The 20,440-nt window shown below is 61.3% G+C and carries 20 protein-coding genes and 1 pseudogene; 16 read left to right on the top strand and 5 right to left on the bottom strand.

All coding sequences use genetic code 11. The annotated features are described in order from the left end of the window. From ACNQPB_RS19075 to ACNQPB_RS19065, 3 genes are all read left to right on the top strand, one after another. On the top strand, positions 1–238 hold a 238-nt coding region (locus tag ACNQPB_RS19075; protein ID WP_498753996.1), incomplete at its 5' end, for an integrase core domain-containing protein. An 836-nt stretch (positions 239–1,074) separates the two neighbouring features. After that, positions 1,075–1,944, top strand: a complete 870-nt coding sequence (locus tag ACNQPB_RS19070) for a HipA domain-containing protein (protein WP_498753995.1) — start codon at positions 1,075–1,077, stop codon at positions 1,942–1,944. Beyond that, entirely contained in the window at positions 1,929–2,675 is a 747-nt protein-coding gene (locus tag ACNQPB_RS19065; RefSeq protein WP_498753994.1) for an HIRAN domain-containing protein, read from the top strand. Before ACNQPB_RS19070 ends, ACNQPB_RS19065 begins: the two co-directional genes overlap by 16 nt. Before the next feature lie 23 nt (positions 2,676–2,698). Here the strand turns inward: ACNQPB_RS19065 and ACNQPB_RS19060 are convergent, their stop codons facing one another. Genes ACNQPB_RS19060 through ACNQPB_RS19050 form a run of 3 tightly spaced genes read right to left on the bottom strand, consistent with a single transcriptional unit; the run spans position 2,699 to position 3,384 of the window. Further along, on the bottom strand, positions 2,699–3,019 hold the full coding sequence (locus tag ACNQPB_RS19060) for a hypothetical protein (protein ID WP_498753993.1): 321 nt from the start codon (positions 3,017–3,019) through the stop codon (positions 2,699–2,701). Then, positions 3,016–3,186, bottom strand: coding sequence for a hypothetical protein (locus tag ACNQPB_RS19055; protein WP_498753992.1), 171 nt, complete (start codon positions 3,184–3,186; stop codon positions 3,016–3,018). The genes ACNQPB_RS19060 and ACNQPB_RS19055 overlap by 4 nt, the downstream gene beginning before the upstream one ends. A gap of 30 nt (positions 3,187–3,216) precedes the next feature. Then, positions 3,217–3,384 (bottom strand): hypothetical protein, encoded by a 168-nt coding sequence (locus tag ACNQPB_RS19050; RefSeq protein WP_498753991.1) that lies wholly within the window; start codon positions 3,382–3,384, stop codon positions 3,217–3,219. Positions 3,385–4,128: 744 nt separating this feature from the next. On the opposite strand from ACNQPB_RS19050, the gene ACNQPB_RS19045 reads away from it, so the two are divergent. Both ACNQPB_RS19045 and ACNQPB_RS19040 read left to right on the top strand, forming a co-directional pair. After that, entirely contained in the window at positions 4,129–5,190 is a 1,062-nt protein-coding gene (locus tag ACNQPB_RS19045; protein WP_498753990.1) for a hypothetical protein, read from the top strand. Next, positions 5,183–7,141, top strand: coding sequence for an ATP-binding protein (locus ACNQPB_RS19040; RefSeq protein ID WP_498753989.1), 1,959 nt, complete (start codon positions 5,183–5,185; stop codon positions 7,139–7,141). Before ACNQPB_RS19045 ends, ACNQPB_RS19040 begins: the two co-directional genes overlap by 8 nt. Positions 7,142–7,317: 176 nt before the next feature. Here ACNQPB_RS19040 and ACNQPB_RS19035 read toward each other — a convergent pair. Next, positions 7,318–7,497 (bottom strand): annotated as a pseudogene (locus tag ACNQPB_RS19035) (IS3 family transposase); the annotation flags it as partial. 59 nt (positions 7,498–7,556) lie between these two features. Here ACNQPB_RS19035 and ACNQPB_RS19030 point away from each other — a divergent pair. Next, positions 7,557–7,763, top strand: coding sequence for a ribbon-helix-helix protein, CopG family (locus ACNQPB_RS19030; RefSeq protein ID WP_498753988.1), 207 nt, complete (start codon positions 7,557–7,559; stop codon positions 7,761–7,763). Further along, positions 7,760–8,128: a type II toxin-antitoxin system death-on-curing family toxin gene (locus ACNQPB_RS19025; protein WP_498753987.1), complete on the top strand. Its 369-nt coding sequence runs from the start codon at positions 7,760–7,762 to the stop codon at positions 8,126–8,128. The genes ACNQPB_RS19030 and ACNQPB_RS19025 overlap by 4 nt, the downstream gene beginning before the upstream one ends. Before the next feature lie 1,356 nt (positions 8,129–9,484). On the opposite strand, the gene ACNQPB_RS19020 is transcribed toward ACNQPB_RS19025, so the two are convergent. Continuing rightward, on the bottom strand, positions 9,485–9,733 hold the full coding sequence (locus ACNQPB_RS19020) for a hypothetical protein (RefSeq protein WP_498753986.1): 249 nt from the start codon (positions 9,731–9,733) through the stop codon (positions 9,485–9,487). 236 nt (positions 9,734–9,969) lie between these two features. Between ACNQPB_RS19020 and ACNQPB_RS19015 the strand changes: the two genes are divergently transcribed. The 9 genes from ACNQPB_RS19015 to ACNQPB_RS18975 all read left to right on the top strand — a co-directional run bounded on the left by ACNQPB_RS19015 (position 9,970) and on the right by ACNQPB_RS18975 (position 20,435). After that, entirely contained in the window at positions 9,970–10,968 is a 999-nt protein-coding gene (locus ACNQPB_RS19015; protein ID WP_498753997.1) for a substrate-binding domain-containing protein, read from the top strand. 71 nt (positions 10,969–11,039) lie between these two features. After that, entirely contained in the window at positions 11,040–12,080 is a 1,041-nt protein-coding gene (locus ACNQPB_RS19010; RefSeq protein WP_498753985.1) for an ABC transporter permease, read from the top strand. 5 nt (positions 12,081–12,085) lie between these two features. Next, the gene (locus tag ACNQPB_RS19005; protein WP_498753984.1) at positions 12,086–12,988 is read left to right on the top strand and encodes an ATP-binding cassette domain-containing protein; all 903 of its coding nucleotides are present in this window, start codon (positions 12,086–12,088) and stop codon (positions 12,986–12,988) included. Between the two features lie 28 nt (positions 12,989–13,016). Then, positions 13,017–14,447: an aldehyde dehydrogenase family protein gene (locus tag ACNQPB_RS19000; RefSeq protein WP_498753983.1), complete on the top strand. Its 1,431-nt coding sequence runs from the start codon at positions 13,017–13,019 to the stop codon at positions 14,445–14,447. 36 nt (positions 14,448–14,483) lie between these two features. Further along, complete coding sequence (iolD, locus tag ACNQPB_RS18995; RefSeq protein ID WP_498753982.1) at positions 14,484–16,427, top strand: 3D-(3,5/4)-trihydroxycyclohexane-1,2-dione acylhydrolase (decyclizing); 1,944 nt, start codon at positions 14,484–14,486, stop codon at positions 16,425–16,427. Next, entirely contained in the window at positions 16,364–17,197 is an 834-nt protein-coding gene (locus ACNQPB_RS18990) for an HpcH/HpaI aldolase family protein (RefSeq protein WP_498753981.1), read from the top strand. The genes iolD and ACNQPB_RS18990 overlap by 64 nt, the downstream gene beginning before the upstream one ends. Positions 17,198–17,233: 36 nt before the next feature. Further along, positions 17,234–18,445, top strand: a complete 1,212-nt coding sequence (locus ACNQPB_RS18985; protein WP_498753980.1) for a Gfo/Idh/MocA family protein — start codon at positions 17,234–17,236, stop codon at positions 18,443–18,445. A gap of 42 nt (positions 18,446–18,487) precedes the next feature. After that, positions 18,488–19,471: a LacI family DNA-binding transcriptional regulator gene (locus ACNQPB_RS18980; RefSeq protein WP_498753979.1), complete on the top strand. Its 984-nt coding sequence runs from the start codon at positions 18,488–18,490 to the stop codon at positions 19,469–19,471. 37 nt (positions 19,472–19,508) lie between these two features. Next, on the top strand, positions 19,509–20,435 hold the full coding sequence (locus tag ACNQPB_RS18975; protein WP_498753978.1) for an NAD(P)-dependent oxidoreductase: 927 nt from the start codon (positions 19,509–19,511) through the stop codon (positions 20,433–20,435). Positions 20,436–20,440 lie beyond the last annotated feature (5 nt).

Raw genomic sequence — 20,440 nt, 5'->3', positions numbered from 1 at the left:
CGGCTCGATGGGCAGAGTCGGCGCGTGCGCGGACAACGCCGCGATGGAATCGTTCTTCTCGCTGCTGCAAAAGAACGTCCTGGACCGTCAGTGGTGGCTCACACGGCAGGAACTGCGCCTTGCCATCACCACCTGGATCGAAAGGACCTACCACCGCCGGCGACGGCAAAGACGGCTGGGAAAACTCACGCCCATCGAATATGAAACAATCAACCGGACCGCGCTCACAGCTGCCTAAGACCCCGAGTCAACAAAACCCGGGGCAGTCCCCTCACCGCAGCAGCGGAGCGCGAGCCTCTGCGCGACATCGCGCTTGCCACCCAAGACGACAACGTCGCTGCACGTTCGCTGAACGAAAAGTTCGCTAAATCAATTGGCGCGAGTATTCGAAGGGCCATCCTTAGCACCTATCGGGATTACGACCTTGGTATCCAACGAGGAACTGGCTATCGCGCATGGGTCATCCAACGTGCAGCAGTTGAACCGTGACTGATTCGTCGGCGCGCACATGCAAGTGGACGTATCGCCGGTGCTGGGAAGGATGGAAGGAACCTTGGGGCTGGCATCCTGCGGATGGTGCACGGCATTCCGGATCCACTGGTCTCGCGGGTCATCGGCCCGGGGTCACGGAAGATGCTCAAGGATCCGGACAGCTGAGCCGCCATGAAGGGGTGCGAAATATGGCACCAATCCACGGCCGGCGTAAGGCTCAGGCTTCGGGAGGGACTCGACCAGTTGGTCGACCATGTTGATGGTGGAAAGTGCACCCCTGCGAACTGCTCGGCTTTGAAGGCCGGATCCCACATGTGTTTGACCATGCTTGGATACACCGTCGTCCGTTCACGTCCTGGGCCGCGCTTTTGTGATTTCTACGGTTCTCAGCGCGGAGAACTTCGATTAGGCTCGGCGGTTCATGCAGCGGAGGCTGTGACGTTAGGCTGTAGTGTGCGTGTGCGCGATGCCAAGTTGTTGGGCTTGCGCCAGTCCCTCCGCCGGGCTTTCGTATTTGGACTCGCAGTCAACACCTCAAGAAGGAGAAGTTTGGTAGGCCACTCAGACCCTCGGTTTGAAGTCGTGGATCTCACGACCTGGCTACTGGACAGAGATGAACCAGCTGGTGAGAACGAGAAGACTTGGCTCAGGGACCCCGACGCCTCCGATCACCGCTGGATTTACAAGCCCAATCGACAACATCGAAGTGAGTATGAGGACAGGTCTGAGCTTGTGGCGAGCATACTTGCCCAGCAATTCGGGATTCCCGCTGCCGTCGTTCGACTGGCAATCCTTAGGAACTCCCAGGGGTGTCTTTCGCGAAACGTTGTTGTCGATGAAAACAACGAACTCGAGCATGCATCACTGTACCTTTCAGAGTTCGTTGAGAACTTCGACCCGCGAGCAAAGGACTCAAAGGGCCACAGCCAGCAATGGATCAGGACGATCCTGGAGCAGCTTGAACCACCCATTGCAAGTCCGGTGAAGGGCCTGACCGCTGTCGATTGGTTCGCTGGGTATCTGATTTTCGACGCTCTCATCGGGAACACGGATCGTCATAGCGAAAACTGGGCAATAGAAATCACGCCCAAGGGAAAAATGCATCTGGCGCCCTCCTATGATCACGCCACCTCGCTCGGCGTCACCACGCGAGGACCACGTCTGGAGAAGGTTCTCGCTTCGGAAGAGCTCTTGAGGCAGTTCGCGACCAGAGCCACGAGTCATCGGTTCGAGGGGGAGTCGAAGACGTCTTTGGTTGATTTCGCGGTTCAGTTTCTAGCAGGCTGCAGCGCCGAAGCGCAGCGACACTGGGCCACGACTGTGCTTGAGTTCGACGTTGACACGGCCACTCGGATCATCGAGCTGAGTAAAATGTCAGCGCAGGCAACTAACCTGGCCGCTAAGATCGTCAGTATCAACAAAGAAAGATTGGTTTCATGTCTCGGCTGCTGAATCGGCCATCGACGCTGGCTACCCCTCCTCAGGCGAACTCGCTCCTCGTATCCTGGCAGAATCCTGAAACGCGTGCCTATGTCTTGCTTGGGCGAGCTGAAGAGCACGATGGGACGTATACCTTTCGATACTTTGCGGGCGTCGAGAATAACCCCCACTTCCGAGCAATTCCCGGTTTCCGTGATGTCTCGCGCACATATGAATCGACTGTTCTCTTCCCATTCTTTTCAGGGAGGTTGATGAGCCAGAAGCGTCCCGATCGAGATGAGTGGCTCAAAAAGCTCAGGCTGCCTGCCGATGCGGCGCCATTTGAAATACTAGGTCGCTCTTTTGGAAGACGTGTCGCAGACACGTACGAGATGTTCTCTGAACCAGAGATCGATTCGGCTGAAGAGTCATTGCGCTTCTTGGTGCCCGTTCACGGGCTCAAGTACCAACGAGACGAGTCTCGTGAGCTAGTCGACTCTGGGCGCCTGAAGCCGGGCGGTCGCCTTCGTGTCGTCGCGGAAACGGAGAACATTGCCGATCCACGAGCGCGGGCAATTTACACGGAGACAGGCGAACGGATCGGATATGTTCCAGCGCCCGTGTTGGACTACGTGGACTTGCTGGATCAGCCTGGGTTATTCGAAGCGACGGTTGCCGCTGTAAACCCTGCATCAGATGGCTTGCACCTCCGAGTTCTTATGTGGCTCAAATGGAAGACGTTGAGTGCACACCTCCTTACTTGAGACTCGACTACCTGGGCGAGCGTTCAGCTGTCCTCGGTGTCGATTCCAAGGCCGACCACACGTACCATCGCGATCAACGCATTGAGGGTCGCCCTGCGCTCGGCGGTCATGTGATCGCGGGCAGCAACCAAAACCCGCACCGCGGTCCCGCTCGCCGTCATCGCGGCGGGGACGGCAAACTTGTCGGCGTAGCTGGCGTCGATGTCGGGCGTGGGGCGGTTGCCAATGCCCTGCAGGAAGAGGGCGGCCCCGCCGACGAGCTTCACGTCCCCATGGACGCCGCGGGCTTGAAGGCGCCGGCCGAGTTCCTGCAGGAGGCGTGGATTTTGTGCGGCTACGCTCATGCGGTGGCCAGGCTGCGTTCGCGGATGAAGACGTTCATGGCGGAGGGTTCTTCGGGGGTTTCGGACATGGTGAGTTGTTTCATGGGTTCGCGGACGTGCCTGTAGGACTCGGCCGGCATCCATGCGGTGTCGAGGGGTTTGAGGAGGGACGTGCGTTCTGAGTCCACTGCTTCCAGCCGGGAGGTGAGCGTGTCTTTTTAGAGGGATCGTGAGACGGACCGGGCCGTCACTTCCTGCCACGGGCGGTCCCCGACTGCCTTGCGGACCTGGGGCGGAAGCGCCACGAGTGAGGTCGACACAAAGGAGGAGGACAGGATGGCGGGCAGATCCAGGATCGACGCGGCGAACCCGATATCGGCCCACACCGGTCTGTCGTAGCCTATGACGCGAAGGGGTCGTGTGGTCCGGGTCGATGGCGACCGTGACCGCCTGGCCACGGGCCGGCAGGTCACGGCGCTTGTCTTGAACACGTCGTGAGGCGGGTTGACGAGGTCGGCGCCATCAGCGACCCACTGTAGGACGCGGTGTTGGGCGTCGTTGAGAGCGAGACCCATGTGACCAGTCTGACTTAAGGGTTGATCAGCTGCGTCCGTTGGAATCGCGCGTTGGCACCCTCTGGACCTGAGATGCTTTTGCGCGCTGCAGGCTTGTATGTAGTCGCGTGATGCCCGCCATTGGGCGCTACCTGGAGGTATGCCAACCGGGCAGCTCTTGGCAGGAGTTCTTGCCCGAAAACACCCAGGGTTCGAGCGTGGCGAGTTGCCGTGTGCGGGGCCGCCGGTAGCCTGAATGACACAGCTGAACAACAACGTATGCACGCTCCGTGGCGTGGAGGGGGAACAACGACAAATGGTGAGACGGCCCAGTCGAGCGTCTGAACTGCTCGCTTCCTGGGACATACCTGTTGCCGCGTCAGGCCATCGGACGGGAGTGGACCAGTGACGAGCGGGCTCCGGATTACTGCCCCGTCTGGGGTACCCTCATCTCCAGCCGAAGGCCTTCCGATAGAGCGTCTCCGGACCATCGTCCAAGACTCACACCTCAATTTCCTCATCGGGGCCGGGTCGTCAGTCCCCTTCATCGCCCCGCTCGGTGATGTAGAGACCGTCTTGACGGAGCTGAAGGAGCCTGACGACGAAACGCAGTTGGCCCGCGTGTCTCTGCAGGGCTACTTCTTCGACCGGGTTCTGCTGCCAAATCTTCGCCTGCTCGACGCAAAGAACGATGCAGACGCCCAGAAGCTCATCAAGTCCTACGGGCGCTTCGTCGGAGCGCTCAACCGCATCTTGCTGAAGCGGCGTAGTACGCTCCTCGGCAAGCAGGTCAACCTTTTCACTACAAACGTCGATATGGCCTTTGAACACGCACTGGAGCTGCTCGAGATCGACACCAATGACGGCTTCGCCGGAAAGATACGGCCCAGACTCGACCTTGGCGAGTACAGCACTCTGCGATTCCGACAGGGCGCTCGGTTTGAGTACCGTTCAGAGATCCCCACGTTTAACCTCATCAAGATCCATGGCTCCGCGGGCTGGCAGCGACAAGGCGACGAGATCTACTTTGACCACAGCCTGGATGTCATCAAAGCAGTCCAGGCACGTTATGAGGCGGCCAAGGCCAATCTCCTGGAGATCAACGGACCGACCGATGTCGATGCTTTCACGCTGGGACTTTCCGCGACAGGCAAGGCGTTCGATCAGGCTGGTCTTGACTTTGCGGAGGCCTATAAGGACCTGCAGATCGTGAACCCTGAGAAGACGAAGTTCGCTTCGACGGTTCTCAACAAGACCTATTACGAGCTAATTCGTCGGTTCGCGAATGAACTCGAGAAGGAAAACAGCGTCCTGCTGGCGCACGGCTTCTCTTTTCGTGACGAGCATCTGCTCGATCTTGTCTTGAGGGCGGCATCAACCAATCCGACGCTCCAGGTGATCATCTTCTGCTATGACCGTGAGGCCTATCAGGCTATCGAGTCATTGTTCCCGAACGAGAAGGTCAAGAACGGGAACGTCCTGTTCGTGCGGCCAGCCGAACCAAAAGCGGATGATGAAGAACGGAAGCTGTCGCTCGATGTCGTCGTTGAGGACTTCCTTGAACTGCTCCTCGAAGAGACATCGCGGCCTGCGGATCACATCATCGAAGTGAGACTTGGAAGTGCCGAAAATGCTTGATGAGGATGAGACCCTCCAGAAGGACGCCGTCTTCAACATCGGCAAGGTCACTTCCGTCGAAGGACGCAGGGTCCGTGTCGCCGTCAGCAAGCTAAAGAACAGCTCTCACCTCCTCTACCAGGGCAAGATCGTCCGTAATGTCGCCGTCGGCGGCTTCGTCAAGATCGCCAAGGGATTCGTTGAACTCGTCGCATCGGTCGACGGCGAGCGTGTCGAGGAAGATCATGGAGCCTCAGAGAGCTACAGACGCAACGTCGATAAACAGAACCGTCAGCTTGAAGTCAGTCTGGTCGGCTACTTTGAGCAGGGACAGTTTCGGCGAGGCGTCCGTGAGATGCCCCTACTCGACAACGAATGCTTCCTACTCAGCGAGGACGAGTTCAGGGCGATCCACACCTTCGTTTCTGATGCTGCGGGCGCCATTCCACTGGGAGTCCTTGCGATGGAACCGACGCAACCGGTACTAGTTGGCGTCGACTCGATCTTCGCCAGCCATGTGGGCATCTTTGGCAACACAGGCAGCGGGAAGTCCTACACGCTAGCCAAGCTCTATCACGAGCTGTTCGCGAAGTTCTGTGACCAGCCCGGCTTCGCTGACCGGTCACAGTTTGTGCTCATCGACTTCAACGGGGAGTACATCAACCGGGAGTCGGAGACCGCCGAGCCGACACCCAATGGATCGTCATCGGTGATCGTCGACGAGCAGTTCAAACACGAGTATCGCCTCTCCACACGGACAGACAAAGGGGACCGGCTACCCCTACCTCGATCGGCCGTGCATGATCCAGTCTTCTGGACGATCTTGTTGGATGCAACAGAGAAGACCCAGGCTCCCTTCGTGGCGAGAGTTCTGCGAAGCGACTACTGGGACCGGATGCTTCCCGACGCGACCGAACTGCTATCGGTCATCGCCGATTTGCTGGGCCGCGCGACAAAGAGCACCGATCCGTCCATGGACCGTGTGTTGCCAGTAAGGTTTCTCGAGGAGATTGAGGATAGCCTCGGTGCCTCGGCGTCCAGCTCCTTCCAGGAGTTGGTACGGGAATTCAAGACACGTCTTGGCTATTTCAGCTCGAACCATAATTTCTACTGGGACGGCCCTTCCTCTCGAAAGTGGTCTTCGGCAGACGACTGGAGCGGCTTCATCGCCAGTAAGGTGATGGCCGTTTCTCAAGATTTCTCTGCCGTTGGAGACGTTGATCTTGTGCGGTTCAAACTAATCCTGCAGTACTACCACGACGTGATCGGCGGGTTCATCAACAAGGAGCACGTTGGCCCGCTCATGAAACGTCTCGAGACTCGCATTGACGGAATCAAGCGGCTCATTACGGTCTCAGACGAAGCCGCGTCGTCGAAACCCCTAACCGTGGTGTCCTTGCGCGACGTAAACCTTGACATGCGCAAGGTCCTGCCGATGATTCTCTGTCGCCATCTCTACGAGACCAAGAAAGCTAGCGACCAGCTTGGACAGCACTATCTCAACCTCATCATCGACGAGGCCCACAACATCCTGTCGTTCGACTCCGCCCGTGAGAGCGAAGTATGGCGCGACTACCGGCTAGAGACTTTCGAAGAGATCATTAAGGAAGGGCGCAAGTTCGGAGTCTTCCTGACGATTGCCAGTCAGCGACCTCACGATATCTCACCGACGATCATCTCCCAGCTGCATAATTACTTCCTGCACCGCCTAGTGAACGACCTGGACATCAAGGCGATCGAGAAGGCCGTTTCATACCTTGATCGGATATCTTTCGAGTCGATGCCCATCCTGCCAACCGGTACATGCATCCTGTCGGGTGTTGCAGCTCAGATTCCGGTGATGGTCACGGTCGGAGAGCTCGAGCCACAATTCACCCCAAATAGTCGCACGATGGCTATCACAAAGGCTTGGGCTACTCCATTGACTCAGTCCGAGTCAGAAGCCGAGGAGCCAGAAGAGCCGCCTTTCTAAGTGAATTCCGACGAGGCTGGCTAAGGGAGCCGGAAGTCTTGCGAGCAGGCTTTGTTTCCTTCGATGATGTATGGGGCTATATCGACTCCATCAGAGGTTGCTGTCATGGCAGTGTGACGCAGACATGCCAAAGTTGGACCGGAGCGGTGGGACGAGGAGCTTCCGGCAAGTCCTTGTTGCTTGGAGAAGCCAAGCGCCCGGCAGGTCACCGCCACGGGAATCCCGTCGGCAAGGACCAGCGGGAAGCTCATGTTGGGGGGCAATTCTCGGAAGAAGAATGCCGCGGCGCGCCGCAGTGTCTCATTCTCCTGCTCAAGAGGGCGGATCCGTTTCTTCGCTACCCGCAACTCGGCGGCGGATTCCTTTACGCTGACGCCTGGATTCACCCGTAGTACCAGTTTGGTACACTGAGTGTATGGCAATGAACCTCCGTGTCCCCGAGGACCTTGACCGTCGGCTCGAGAAGCTCGCCGCCGAGGAACACACATCCAAGTCCGCGCTTCTGCTTCAGGGGGCGGAGCTGGTCCTGCAGCGACATGCCCGCCGTCGCGAAATCAATGAGGGGCTGGATTTTGTGATGAGTCATGACGCCGAGCTGCTCACGCGTCTTGCGGACGCGTGAGCGCGTACCTGGACATTGAGGACGCCCTTCAGGTCGTTGACCGGTACGGTTTCCACATCCGGGATGTCGGTTTGCTTGCCTCGGCCCTCGCTCGGCCGGCGACAACCGTCATGGGAGCTGATGCCTACCCTGACCTGGCCATGAAAGCGGCTGCGCTGTTGGAATCGGTCGCCCGCTTCCATCCGCTCATCGACGGCAACAAGCGCACGGCGTGGACGCTCACGGTTTTGCTGTTGTGGATCAACGGCTACCGTCATGATTTCACCACTGACGAGGGCTTCGACCTCGTGGTCGGAGTCGCCGCCGGAAACATCGAACTGCATGAATCCGCCGCCGTGATTTCGAAGCACCTCGTCCAGCGCTAGCCTGATCCGCGCCTCTGGAATAGGTGTGGACACTGTCCACACTTTGCCTCTCGGACTCGGCCGTACCGGTGCCGGATCGGGCGGTACTCGGCATGTTTTCGGAACTTCCCTGTGTTTGCGGGGCCCTGAATGCAATTCGAGTCCCACCTCGGGCACAGCAAACCCCCTCGTCAGAGGGGGGTTTTGCTTTAACGTGTGGACATTGATCCTGCGCGGTCCCTCTGACGTTGTCCGCAGGCTGTGCCTGGCGCCCGCGGTGGCCTGTGAAGTTGGGTGGCGTGTCAGGGTCCTGGCTGGTGGGCCCGCTGCCTGTCGGAATCTAGGGTTATGTGTCGCCCTTCTTGCTGCCGCCGGTGGCCAGTTGTTGGCCGTTACTCGTTCATCACCAAGAGTCGTGGTGAAGACATGACCAAGCCGAATTGTCTGCGATGATCATCCGCGGAAGCTGCTTGATGCGAGCCAGAGAGCGTGCGCTCGTCGCGTGTTTGTCCGGCCAAATGGGGTCTGAACAGCGTGCACCCACCTTGGTGCACGGGCGGCTTTCGGCTTGCATCTTGGTTCCTTGCTCATGGTTCTGCCTCACCATTTCATGCCGTTTTCTGTTCCAGGCGACATGGCTTTTCGGCTTGGACCGTAGGAGTCGTTGGACGTTCCGGGTTCAGCAGGACCTCCTCCGGGAGTCCCTGAGGCTGGCGCACGAGCCGTCGACAGCGCCGAGGTGTGTCGGTTCCGGACTCAGCAATACCGCCGCACTCGTCGACCTCCTCGTCGCTTCAAGGGGCTAGCACTGCCGTATCTCAGGGTGACCTGCTGTCGTGACTGAATCCGCACCCGCTGTGGACGTGTACGTGAACACCTGCGACGAGGAAGGCAACGAGTTGCGGCTGTTGCCCGACAACGTACCTCCCGATGTCGTTGACTGGTCACGAAATCTCGGCATCGACAAAGGGAGTCGCCAGATCCATAGGCTGAAGCACGGCCAAAATTGCCGAATTCTTGGTTACTGCGATTACCAGGCATTTACGCCCTCGAGGACGAGACAGAACGTGTCTTCAGTGCATGGGTTCAATCCCAGCGCCAAGGCCTCAAAGCGGGCACACTCCCTCCAAGTGGCCAAAGTTCTGCTGGACACCGCGGCGGAGGCCGGCGTCTCCGCCTGCACCGGATCCGCTCGGCGCGGAGGCACAGGTTGTCCTCCTGTTGCGTTATCTATTGGACCTGCCCGACCCCGTAAACGCCACCGGTGGAGCTTCGCGGAAACGTCGGTCATGGACTGCGGGCCACGCCGAGTCTGATCCGGGTCTGTCGCGCCGTTGCCCGGCGAGGAGGGTGTTCTCTCCTTGCCCAGACGGTGAGTCACTGTGCAGAGGGAAGTATCTTGATGCGGTATGCCTGGTCCTCATCAGTGAGGAGGACGTACCCGTCTCTACGGTCAAAAAGCTCTCTTCGATCGTTTCCCTCGGCCGCTAGCCAGACGTAGTCTCCCGAAGGCGCGGCCAGTTCCACGAAGCCGGTGCGGATCACCGCATCATCGTGAACTACGTCTACTTCACAGCCTTCGGCGCAGCTCCAATTCTGGACGATCAGGCGGCTTCCGCTTTTCATGGTTCCGGGTTTCTTCTTGGGGATAAGTGGATGTCCCGCACAGGCCTATCAACGCTGCTTGCAGCTTGTGGTTTTCGGAACGGTTGAACAGTTCTATCACAGCAAATTGGACCGGTCCATTGACATTGGCGATTGTCTCTGTTTATTGTTGGACCGGTCCAAAAGTGAGTCTCATCACGCCGCGAACCTCCGTTCGCCGAACACCTGGACCGCACGGATCAAAGGAGATATTTGTGCTGAAGAAGACTACTTGGGCGAAAGGACTGGCTGTCCTGGCTCTCGCCCCGATGATTGCCCTCACCGCTTGCTCTGCACAGGGCGGCAAGACCGGGGGAGCCGGTGCAGATACCGGTGCCGCAGGCCAGGTAGCTGATACCGCGCGGATCAAGGTGGCAATGATCACGCACGCGGCGGCAGGTGACACCTTCTGGGACATTGTGCGCAAGGGCGCCGAGAGCGCGGCCAAGAAGGACAATGTTGAATTGCTTTTCAGCGGTGACGCGGAAGGCGGCCGCCAGGCGCAACTCGTTCAGCAGGCCATTGACCAGAAGGTGGACGGCATCGTTGTTACGTTCGCGAAGCCGGACGCGTTGAAGGATGTCGTCAAGAAGGCAGTCGACGCCGGTATTCCTGTAGTGAGCATGAACGCGGGCGAGGACCAGTCCAAAGCGTTGGGCGCCTTCACCCACTTTGGGCAGAGCGACAAGCTGGCAGGTGTGACTGTGGGAAAGCGTCTGGCCGCCGAGGGCGTGAAGCATCCGATCTGCGTCATCCAGGAGCAGGGCCATGTGGGCCTGGAAAACCGCTGCGCCGGCATGAAGGAAAACATCCCGGGCACAGAGATCCTCAACGTCAATGGTGCGGACATGACCTCGGTCTCCTCCACTGTGACTGCCAAGCTTCAGTCCACGCCCGACGCTGACGCGATCGTCGGCCTGGGTGCTCCGTTCACGCTCACGATCGTGAAGTCCGTCAAGGAAGTCGGAAGCAAGATCAAGGTTGCCTCGTTTGATCTCAACGGTGACCTGGCCAAAGCCATTGAGGACGGAAGCGTCGAGTTCACGGTCGACCAGCAGCCTTATCTCCAAGGCTATGGTGGCGTTGACGCCATCTGGCTGAGCAAGGTCGGCGGATTCAAGGTCGGCGGTGGCCAGCAGGTCTACACCGGACCGGCAGTCGTGGATAAGACCAATGCCGCAGAAGTTTCCAAGTATGCCCAGGCCGGCATCCGCTAACCCCATGTGGCCGTCGGGATGCCGGGCCTCAATAGTTGCCCGGCATCCCACGCCAAAGGAGTCCAGTAATCATGGCCAATGCTGTCCTAACCGCCGTATCCGATGAACGGGTCGGCTCCCGGAACCCCCTGCAGAAAATGCTGTTGCGGCCGGAAATCGGTGCCTTGGTTGGCGCTGTCGTTCTCTTCGTCTTTTTTGCCGCGATCGCACCGGTATTCCTGCAGCCCAACTCGCTGGCGACTGTTCTTTACGGAAGCTCAACGATCGGCATCATGGCTGTCGGTGTCGCCTTGCTGATGATCGGGGGCGAGTTTGACCTCTCCACGGGTGTTGCAGTCATCACCTCAGCCTTGTCGGCTTCCATGTTCAGCTGGTACTTCAGCGCGAACATCTGGGTGGGAGTCTTTTTTGCGCTGGTGGTCTCGCTCGGGATCGGCTTCATCAACGGCTGGATCCTCATCAAGACCAAACTGCCCAGCTTCATTGTCACCCTTGCCAGCTTCCTCATGCTCGCCGGGTTGAATCTTGGACTCACCCGGATGATCGGCGGCGCCGTGGCCACGCCGTCGATTTCGGATATCGATGGATTTGACGCAGCCAAAACTGTGTTCGCCTCGAGTGTGAAGATTGGCGGAGTCGAGGTCAACGTCACCGTCTTCATCTGGATCGCTTTGGTGGCCGTGGCGTCATGGGTTCTGCTGCGAACCAAGGTGGGGAACTGGATCTTCGCCGTCGGTGGCGACGCGAACGCTGCCCGTGCCGTGGGTGTTCCGGTGACCAAGACCAAGATCGGCCTGTTCATGGCCGTGGGATTCTGCGGCTGGATCCTCGGCATGCACAACCTCTTCGCCTTCAACACCGTGCAGTCGGGGGAGGGTGTGGGCAACGAATTCCTCTACATCATCGCCGCGGTGATCGGTGGCTGCCTGCTCACCGGTGGCTACGGTTCTGCCGTTGGCGGGGCGATCGGTGCCTTCATCTTCGGCATGGCCAACAAGGGCATCGTGTATGCGCAGTGGAACCCGGACTGGTTCAAGTTCTTCCTGGGCCTGATGCTCCTGCTGGCCACCATCGTGAACCTGATCGTCAAGCGCCGAGCCGAAAGCAAATAGCAATCATGAACGCACAGCATATCGACCAGCAAACGTTGCTGAAGGACGAAAAGGATCCGCTGACGCACACCCCCGTGCACCTCCTGTCCTTGGACAAGGTGGGCAAGCACTACGGGAACATCATTGCCCTGAGCGATGTCACCATGGCCGTGGACAACGGCCGCGTTACCTGCGTGCTCGGTGACAACGGCGCCGGTAAGTCCACGCTGATCAAGATCATTGCCGGCCTGCATCAGCACGATGAAGGCGTCTTCAGCATCATGGGGGAGGGGCGCAAGCTCGGCAGTCCTCGTGAGGCCCTGGATTCCGGCATCGCCGCGGTGTACCAGGACCTGGCGGTAGTTTCCCTGATGCCGATCTGGCGGAACTTCTTCCTGGGCTCGGAACTCACTACCGGCTTTGGTCCCTTCAAACGCCTGGATGTCCAGAAAATGAAGGACATCACCAAGAAGGAACTGGCCGAGATGGGCATCGACCTGCGCGATGTGGAACAGCCCATCGGCCAGCTTTCCGGTGGCGAACGCCAGTGTGTGGCGATCGCCCGCGCCGTGTACTTCGGCGCGAAGGTGCTGATCCTGGATGAGCCGACGGCGGCCCTGGGCGTCAAGCAGTCCGGCGTGGTGCTGCGGTACATCCTGCAGGCCCGGGACCGCGGCCTGGGCGTCATTTTCATCACCCACAATCCGCACCACGCCTTCCCGGTGGGTGACCGCTTCCTGCTCCTTAAGCGCGGCAAGTCGATCGGCTACTACGAGAAGAAGGACATCACCCTCGAAGAGCTCACGGCCCAGATGGCCGGTGGCGCCGAGCTGGCCGAGCTCGCCCACGAACTGGAACAGCTCGGCGGGCATTCGGAAGCGCTCAAGGAAGTCCAGGCCGAAACCGCTGAAATCCAAGCGCACCGGTAGAAGACAGTTTTAGAAGGGAATAACAGCAATGAAGATGCTTTTGGCAGGCCAATGGTGCGATGCCTCGGACGGACGCGAAGAGGAGGTCCGCTCTCCGTTTGACGGTGCCGTCATTGACACGGTTCCGGTAGCGACCACATCGGACGCAGCCCGGGTACTGGATGCTGCCGGACGGGGTGCCGACACTCAGCGCAGCTTGCCTGCCCACGTTCGTCACGAAATCCTGCTGAAGGCGGCGGCCCTTGCGGATGAACGGGCAGAGGACATCGCCCTGACCATCTCCGCAGAGACCGGCAAGCCGATTACGGAGGCCCGAGGGGAGGCGGGCCGCGCCGGTGCCATCATCCGGCTTGCCGCCTACGAGGGAACTCAACTGTACGGGGATACCCTGCCCCTCGACGCGAACCCGGGCACGGGCCAGGACAAGATCGGCTTCACGCTTCGCCAGCCGTGCGGCATTGTTGTGGCCATCACGCCCTTCAACTACCCGTCGCTCCTGGTGCTGCACAAGATTGCGCCCGCGCTGGCTTCCGGCAACGCTGTCGTCCTCAAGCCGGCCCGTGCCACACCGTTGACCGCTTTGAAGCTGGCTGAGTGCTTCGTCGACGCCGGACTGGCACCTGAAGCACTATCCGTCATTACCGGCAGCGGGGCACAGCTGGGTGATGTTCTTGTCAGCGATCCCCGCGTCCGCAAGGTGTCCTTCACGGGCTCCACGGCCACCGGAAGCCACATTTCCCGGATCGCCGGAGTCAAGAAGCTGTCCCTGGAGCTCGGCGCGTCGTGCCCGGTCATCGTCCTGCCCGACGCGGACCTGGAACTCGCAGCGTCTGCCGTGGCGGCCGGCGGGTACATCAACGCGGGCCAGGTGTGCATTTCCGTGCAACGCGTTCTGGTGGATCAGAGCGTCGAAGTGGATTTCCTGGATGCCCTGGTGTCCAAGGTCCAAGCCATCGAAGTGGGGGACCCGTCCAAGGATTCCACCCGGCTGGCAAGTCTTATCAGCGAGACCGAGGCCAAGCGCGTCGAACGCTCGATCAGGGAAGCTGCCGCTGGCGGTGCCGAGCTGCTGACGGGCGGCCAGCGGGACGGCGCGATCATCGCTCCGGCAGTCCTCGCCGGCGTCGATCCGAGGAGCCCCATCAGCCAGGACGAGTTGTTCGGTCCCGCTGTGGCTGTCTCCCGGGCAAGCAACATGGCCGAGGCGATCGCCTTGGCGAACGCCAACCCCTACGGGCTCGGGGCGGGCATCTTCACCGGTGACGTCGCAGCTTCTGTCCAAGCGATGCGGCAGCTCGACGCCGGCAACGTCCACATTAACTGGACGCCGCTCTGGCGCGCCGACCTGATGCCCTACGGCGGCTTCAAAGGCAGCGGCATTGGCAAGGAAGGCATCCGCTCCGCTGTGCATGAGATGACCGAGGAGAAAACGGTCATCCTGCACGGCCGCCCCTGGTAACCCGACGCTTCAGAAAACGTTTTGAGACAGGACATCATGAGCACCATCCGACTCACGGTCGCCCAGGCGATCGTCAAGTACCTTTCCGTTCAGTACAGCGTGGCCGACGGCCAGCGCCAACGGCTGATCCCCGCAGCCCTGGGCATCTTCGGACACGGCAACGTGGCCGGCCTGGGCCAGGCACTCGACCAGTTCTCCGACGAACTGCCGTTCATCCAGGGCCGCCACGAACAGTACCTGGCGCACATTGCCACGGCCTACGCCAAGGCAACCCGGCGCCGTTCGGTGCTGGCCGCCACAGCATCCATCGGGCCCGGCGCGCTGAACCTGGTCACCGCTGCCGGTCTGGCGACGGTCAACCGTATTCCGCTCCTGCTGCTGCCGGGTGACACCTTCGCTACCCGGCACCAGGGCCCCGTTCTGCAGCAGCTTGAGCACCCCACTGAAGCAGATGCCACGGTGAACGATTCGTTCCGTCCGGTATCCCGCTTCTTCGACCGGATCAACCGCCCGGAGCAGCTTCTGACCGCGCTGCCTCAGGCCATGCGGGTGCTGACCAGCCCAACTGACACCGGCGCCGTCGTCCTTTCCCTGCCGCAGGACGTCCAATCACACGCATACGACTTCCCGGTTGAGTTTTTCGAACCCCGCGACTGGAAGATCCGCCGCCCCGTGCCGGCCCCGGAAGAAGTCCAGGAAGTTGCCGGGCTGCTTCGTTCCGCGGAGCGACCGGTGATCATCGCCGGTGGCGGTGTGCACTATTCGGACGCCGTGGCCGCCCTGGAGAAGCTCGCCGGCCAGGTGGGCATCCCCGTGGTGGAAACCTTCGGCGGCAAAGGTGCTGTGTCCGTCGATGAATGGTGGCAGTTGGGTGGCGTGGGTCTGGAAGGCAACTTCGCCTCCAACACACTAGTGAAGCAGGCTGACCTGGTGATCAGCGTCGGCACGCGGCTCACTGACTTTGCTACCGGTTCGCAGTCCATCTTCGAAGCGCCGAACGTGCGCTTCGCCGCCATCAACGTCGTGGACGCGGACACCCGCAAGCAGGGTGCCGTCGGTGTTTTGGCAGACGCACGTCTCGCTCTGGAAGCCCTTGCTGAAACACTTGAAGGATTTACGACGCCGGCCGGGTGGAAGGACGCCGCGCTTGCAGCGAAAGCGGATTGGGAACCGATTCGTTCGGCGTGGCTTGACGCGGACACCCCCTACAACCCCGCCGACCATCCACATGCTCCGGTGACGGGTGCTGTTCTGACCCAGCCGCAGCTTATCGGCATCATGCAGGAGCAGGCACGTCCCGGGGACACCATCATCGCTGCTGCAGGCGGCCCTCCCGGCGATCTGCAGAAGGTCTGGGACGCCACGGACAACCGCCACTGCCACTTGGAATTCGGCTTCTCCTGCATGGGATACGAGATTCCTGCTGCCATGGGTGTCCGCCTGGCCCAGGGCAACGATGGTTCCCGCATCATCACCTTCATCGGGGATGGCACCTACCTGATGGCCCCCACCGAGCTTGTTACCGCTGCCCAGGAAGGTCTGGACGTGACCATCATGGTCTCGGAAAACCACGGCTACCAGGTCATCCACCGCCTCCAGATGAATCGCAACGGCCGGGAGTTCGGCAACGAGTTCCGCTACCGGACCGAAGCCGGCCCTGTGACCAGCAGCACGACCGCGGAAGGTACCCCTCGCCTGGATGGCGACTACCTCAAGGTTGATCTGCGAATGATCGCCGAGGGGCTGGGTGCCACCGCGATCCGTGCGACGACGGCGGCGGAAGTGCGCGAGGCCCTGGCCTCCACCCGGGATACCAAGGGGGCTGTGGTCATCGTCGTGCCGACAGTCCCGCATGTAGACCTGCCGGGCGGAGACGTCTGGTGGGACGTCGCTCCCGCGGAAGTTTCCACCCAGCCGTGGGTCCAGGAATTGCGCGCACAGTACGAGGAGAATCGCGCCCGTCAGCGGTGGTTCGGGTGAACCGCTTCGCTGTAACCCGCGGTTCTTTGCGAGCCCGTCTTCAGGGTGGTGCATCCACAGTCGGGACCTTCGTGGGCTTGGGCTCGCCGTTCGCTGCCGAGGTTTGCGCTGCCGCCGGGGTGGACTGGATCCTGGTGGACCTGGAACACGGCGCCGGGGGAGAAACCTCCGTCGGGCCCGCGGTCCTGGCCGCCGCAGCTTACGGTGTGCCCACTGTGGTGCGGGTGGAGACCGGCGACCGGATCCGCGCAGGCCGGGTCCTCGACCAGAACGCGGCCGGGGTCATGGTGCCCCGGGTTGAAAGCGCCAAGGACGCGGCGGAAGCCGTACAGCATCTTCGCTACGCCCCTCAGGGCGTCCGCGGCTCGGCCACTTACAACCGCGCCTGTGCGTGGGGCCTTGACGCTTCGCCGCTTTCGGCCGAAGGCCAGGACGCGCTCGGCGTCATCCAGATCGAGTCCCTGGGAGCCCTGGCAGAAGTGGAGGAGATCGCCGCCCTGGACGGGGTAGACGTCCTCTTCGTCGGACCCTTGGACCTGTCCACGGCGTTGGGCGCACCACGTGACTTCAACCACCCCGATTACCAGGCCGCACTGGACAGGGTCCTAGATGCCTGCCGGTTCCACGGCAAGGCTGCCGGAATCCTGGCACCGGATGGCGCCAAGAGCCGCGATTACCTCCAGGCCGGTTTTCGTTTCGTAGGCATTGGCTCCGATTCCACAGTGCTCTCGGCAGCACTGAGTTCAGCATTGGACACCGCACGCTCCTGAGCGTCCGGATCCCAACTTCGAAAGGCAATTTCTCTCATGAGCACAGAAATCCGCAGCATTGGTGTTGGCCTGATCAGCGTCGGCTGGATGGGCAAACTGCATGCAAAGGCCTACAGCCAAGTGCCCTTGGTGTATCCCGAGCTGGGGATCCGCCCCCGGCTGGTGATCGCCGCGGACACCGAGCCCAGCCGAATCGACTATGCCAGGGACGTCCTGGGTTTTGCCGAAGGAACCACTGATTACCGGGAAGTGCTCGCGCATCCGGACGTCGACGTCGTCTCCATCTGTGCCCCCAACTTCCTGCACGCGGAAATCGGCATCGCTGCCGCGAAGGCGGGCAAGCACTTCTGGATCGAGAAGCCGGTGGGCCGGGGCATCGAGGAGACCACCGCGGTGCGGAACGCGGCGATCGAGGCCGGGGTGCTGAGTACCATCGGTTTCAACTACCGGCACGCTCCCGCCGTCGAGCACGCCCGGGAACTGGTGGCGAAAGGCAAGCTCGGTCGCATCACGAACGTCCGGGCCGAATTCATGGCCAGCTACTCGGCCGAACCCAATGGGGCACTGTCCTGGCGCTTCGACCGGAAACTGGCCGGCAGCGGCGTGCTGGGTGACCTTTTCAGCCACGCCGCGGATCTTTGCCAATACGTCGTCGGGCCCATTTCGGACATCACCGCGCTCACCAGCACGGTGTACACCGAACGGCCGAAACTGGCGATGGGACAGGGAACCCATTTCGCGGTGATCGAAGGCGGCGAGATGGGGCCGGTGGAGAACGAGGACTACGCCGCAGCGCTGGTTCGCTTCGGTACCTCGGCACAAGGTGCCGGTGCGGTGGGTACGATCGAAGCCTCCCGGGTGGCGGTGGGCCGGGAATGCGGCTACCGGATTGAGGTCTATGGCACCGAGGGTTCGCTGAAATGGGACTACGAACGGATGAACGAACTGCAGGTGGTGCTCGGCCGGAACAACGACGAACAGGGTTACACCACAGTGATCGGGTCACCCCGGCACGGTGACTACTCCCGTTTCCAGCCTGGCCCGGGCAATGCGATCAGTTTTGACGACCTGAAAGTCATCGAAGCCAGGAAATTCCTGGTGGCTGTGACCGGCGGGGAACAACTGAACTCCAACATCCATGACGCCGCCTCGGCGGCAGCCTTGGTCTCCGCGGCTGAGGCCTCGGCAGCGGACGGACAGTGGAAGAGTGTCCCCGCCCTCGACGGCACCACGGCGGCTAGTATCTAAACCATGCCGGCACCATCCGCAGGACGACCAACCATCAGAGACGTGGCTGTTGCCGCCGGCGTCTCCAAGTCTTTGGTGTCCCTTGTTCTCCGCAATTCACCGCGGGTGAGCGAGGAACGTCGTTCGCGGGTCCTGAGTGTCATTGATGACTTGGGCTACGAGATGAACCTTGCTGCGAGATCCCTGGCGACCCGTGACAACGGGACCGTCGGAGTGCTCGTCAGCGACTTGCACAACCCCTGGGCCTTCGATGTGGCCGATGCCGCCCGCGGTGTCCTGGAAGACGCCGGCCACACAGTGCTCTTCAGCGCTGCGACGGCATCGGCCCGGGGCCGGGTAGACAGCTCGACGCTGCAGGCATACCGGGACCTGAGAGTCGCAGGGCTGCTCGTGGTGGGCTCGGTTCCGGAAACGGAACCGTTCCATCACGCGGCGGGAGACTCCCCGGTGGTATTCGCCGGTGGCGGCCCCGATTACGTCAAGACTGCCGATATTGTCCGGACAGATGACGCCGCAGGGATCGCGATGGTCGTCGACCACCTGGTGTCCCTCGGCCATGAACGGATCGTGCACCTGGGCGGTGCCGGCGGATCCGTGGCAGCGGAGCGCGAACGGGGTTATCGGGAAGCGATGGGGCGCCACGGGCTGGAGCGGTTCATCGTGGTCCATCCCGCGGACTTCTCGGAGCAATCAGGCCGCCTGGCTGCCCAGAAAGCCCTGGTACCTGAGGGACAGGTCCTACCAACGGCCCTGCTGTGCATCAATGACCTTGCTGCGTTGGGAGCAATGGCGGCGGCGGATTCGCGCGGCCTTGAGCCTGCGATCACGGGGTATGACAACATCTCCCTGGCCGCGATGCCGAGGCTCTCCCTCACCACGGTCGACCCGGACAGCCGCTCCATCGGCCTGACTGGTGCCCGTATCCTTTTGGGCAGAATCACGACGGAACTCAACACGCCTTTCGCCCAACACACGATCACCCCACACCTTGTGGTGCGGGACTCCAGTCATCACGGCCTGGCCTGACGCCCGCATTCACCACCAACCAAGAACCTAGGAAATCATGTCCGACACCCCGCATCACCTCGTTGCACTTGGACCGGTCCAACGCGAACTTGTCGAGCCGCTGCTGACTGCGGGAGAGAAATTCATCCCCGAACCCGACGAGAACGACCTTGCCCGCGCGGATGCCGCCATCGTGCGGGCCGCCTACAGGGTCGACGCCGCCGTGCTCGACCGTATGCCGCGCCTGAAGGTCCTTGCCCGGACCGGGGTCGGCACGGATCTTGTTGATGTCGCCGAGGCCACGCGCCGGGACATCCCTGTGGTGATCACCCCAGGGAGCAACACCAACTCAGTGGCCGAGGGAGTTTTCAGCCACCTGCTGCCGCTTGTCAAGCGCCTCGGCGAGCTGACCGCGGTCGTCCGCGAAGAACGTTGGGAGGACCGCGCTCAGATCCCCGTGGGGGATCTCGAGGGCGGCACGCTCGGCATCATCGGTTACGGTCGTATCGGCCGCCGCGTGGAACAGCTGGCAGAGGCCTTCGGCCTGCGGGTGCTCGCTTACGACCCTTTCGCGCAGATTCCCGATGCGATCCGCCGTGAGGAGCTGGACCAGCTCGTCGCCGACAGCGACTTCCTCACCCTCCACCTGCCCCTGACGGCTGAAACCCAGGGAATGTTCGACGCCGGTCGGCTGGCGCTTATGCGACCCGGAGCCATCCTGGTGAACTGCAGCAGGGGTGGCCTGGTGGATCTGGATGCGGCCCATGAAGCGCTGCTTTCCGGCCAGCTTGGAGGACTGGGCCTGGACGTCTTCGACCCGGAACCGCCGGCCCACCACCCGGTGTTTGACCACCCGCGGGTCACCCTCTCTCCACACCTGATGGGCTTCACACAGCAGAGCATGGCCAATACCATTCGCGACGCCGTCCGCGGCGCGCTCACAGTCCTTGCAGGAAACCAGCCGGAGGCGGTTGCGCGTCCATGAATCGG

Source organism: Curtobacterium sp. LFS079, from assembly GCF_047977865.1.
Taxonomy (GTDB): domain Bacteria; phylum Actinomycetota; class Actinomycetes; order Actinomycetales; family Micrococcaceae; genus Arthrobacter.
The sequence above is the reverse complement of the archived record's forward strand: the minus strand, read 5'-3'. Positions and strand labels throughout refer to the sequence as shown.